The sequence below is a fragment of the Pseudomonas sp. BF-B-26 genome (assembly GCF_019956495.1).
Taxonomy (GTDB): domain Bacteria; phylum Pseudomonadota; class Gammaproteobacteria; order Pseudomonadales; family Pseudomonadaceae; genus Aquipseudomonas.
Genome location: NZ_JAHBDP010000042.1, coordinates 1 through 2041, shown reverse-complemented (window position 1 = coordinate 2041; position 2041 = coordinate 1). Strand labels below are relative to the sequence as shown.

At 59.5% G+C, this 2041-nt stretch carries 2 protein-coding genes; one reads left to right on the top strand and one right to left on the bottom strand.

The window, feature by feature from the left end:
- Positions 1 to 92: 92 nt before the first annotated feature.
- Positions 93 to 1133, bottom strand: coding sequence for a low specificity L-threonine aldolase (locus KGB03_RS03170; protein WP_111448537.1), 1041 nt, complete (start codon positions 1131 to 1133; stop codon positions 93 to 95).
- 133 nt (positions 1134 to 1266) lie between these two features.
- Here KGB03_RS03170 and KGB03_RS03165 point away from each other — a divergent pair, with 133 nt between their 5' ends.
- Complete coding sequence (locus tag KGB03_RS03165) at positions 1267 to 1983, top strand: TraX family protein (RefSeq protein WP_223526322.1); 717 nt, start codon at positions 1267 to 1269, stop codon at positions 1981 to 1983.
- Positions 1984 to 2041: the final 58 nt, after the last annotated feature.

Sequence of the window (2041 nt, the reverse complement as noted above, 5' to 3'; positions counted from 1 at the left end):
CGAATGCGGTGTGTCATTCAACATAGGTGTTGAATGACCTGACGCCTTCGCGAGCAAGCCCGCTCCCACAGGGTTTCATTTCATCTCGGAGGTTAGCGGGACATGACTTCGCGAATATCCGCCGCCAATTCGCGTACGCGTTCTTCTTCGGTGTCCCACGAGCACATGAAGCGTGCGCCGCCGTTGCCGATGAAGGTGTAGAAGCGCCAGCCCTTGGCCGTCAGTGCGGCGATGGCCGGTTCCGAGAGTTGCAGGAACACACCGTTAGCCTGCACCGGGAACATCAGTTCCACGCCAGGAATATCGCTGACCAGTTCAGCCAGCAGCTGCGCGCAGTGGTTGGCGTGTTTGGCGTATTTGAGCCAGGCGTCGTTTTCCAGAATTCCGACCCACGGCGCCGACAGGAAACGCATCTTCGAGGCCAGTTGACCGGCCTGTTTGCAGCGGTAATCGAAGTCTTCAGCCAGCTTGTGGTTGAAGAAGAGAATCGCTTCCCCCACCGCCATGCCGTTTTTCGTGCCGCCGAAGCACAACACGTCGACGCCGGCCTTCCAGGTCAAATCAGCCGGCGTGCAGCCAAGGAAAGCGCAAGCGTTGGAGAAGCGCGCGCCGTCCATGTGCAGGTTCAAGCCGAGTTCTTTGCAGGTGGCGCTGATGGCGCGGATTTCTTCCGGGGTGTAGACGCTGCCGACTTCGGTCGCCTGGGTCAGGGTGACTACGCGCGGTTTCGGGTAGTGGATGTCCTGGCGCTTGAGCGCGATTTCGCGGATCGATTCCGGGGTCAGTTTGCCGTTTTCAGTGCGGGCGATGAGCAGCTTGGAACCGTTGGAAAAGAATTCCGGCGCGCCGCATTCGTCGGTTTCGACGTGGGCGGTTTCCGAGCAGATCACGCTGTGGTAACTCTGGCATAGCGACGACAGGGCCAGGGAGTTGGCCGCGGTGCCGTTGAAGGCGAAGAACACTTCGCAGTCGGTTTCGAACAGTTTGCGGAAATCGTCGGACGCACGTGCGGTCCATTCGTCGTCGCCATAGGCGCGTTGGTGGCCGTGGTTGGCCTGTTCCATGGCAGCCCAGGCTTCAGGGCAGATACCGGAATAGTTGTCGCTGGCGAATTGTTGGCTCTTATCGGTCATGGCCCTGCTTTCCGTGATCGAGGCGCTTATGGTGAAGCGACTCGTGGTCAATGATGGTGCGCACTTTACCGAAGATCATCCGGAGAGCACACGCGATGCGTCTGACAGAAAAATACAAAGACGACGGGCAATTATGCACATGACGCAAAGGGATGGGGCACTGGATCTGCTCAAGTGGCTGGCGCTGCTGAGCATGGTGCTCGATCACCTGCGATATGTCGGGTATTCCGTCGATCTGCTGTATATACCGGGACGGTTGGCGTTCCCGTGGTTCTGTCTGGCGATGGCCGCAAACCTGGCGCGGGCCCGCGTGGTGACGACCGAGGGCCAGTGGCGTTATCTGGGGTGGTTGCTGCTGTTTAGCGCCATCAGCGAAATTCCCTACAGGATGTACATTCCTGATCCCGACACCTTGAACGTGCTGCCCACGTTGGCGCTGGGATTGCTGGTGGCCCGTGGCTGGCAGGACAGAACCCTGCAAACGCGACTGTTGGCGGCAGGCGCCTTGCTGCTGGCGGCGCTGTTTGCGCCGCGACTGATGTTTGGCTTCTTCGGGGTACTGTTGCCGCTGGCGATGTTGCTGGTGATCGGGCGTCCCTGGTACTTCAGCCTGTTGCCGGGGCTGGTGTGCCTGGCGGCCAATCAGTGGCCAGTGCTGTATTCCTCCGCGCAGTTTCACAATATTGAAGCCATCCTCGGCATCGCCGCTTGTCTGATTGCGCCATTGCTGGGGCTGCTCTTGTTGCGACATGCAAAAGGCTTCCAGCCACCACCGATGCGCCGATGGGCGTATGCCCTCTATCTCGCGCATTTCCTGCTGTTGCTCGCAATACGTCAGGTCATCACCTGACCCCTGTGGGAGCGGGCTTGCTCGCGAATGCGGTTTGTCATCCGACACTGATGTTGAC

Excerpts from the sequence above, each read along its gene's own strand:
- KGB03_RS03170 (WP_111448537.1), bottom strand. The coding sequence starts at position 1,133 with ATGACCGATAAGAGCCAACAATTCGCCAGCGACAACTATTCCGGTATC.
- KGB03_RS03165 (WP_223526322.1), top strand. The coding sequence starts at position 1,267 with ATGCACATGACGCAAAGGGATGGGGCACTGGATCTGCTCAAGTGGCTG.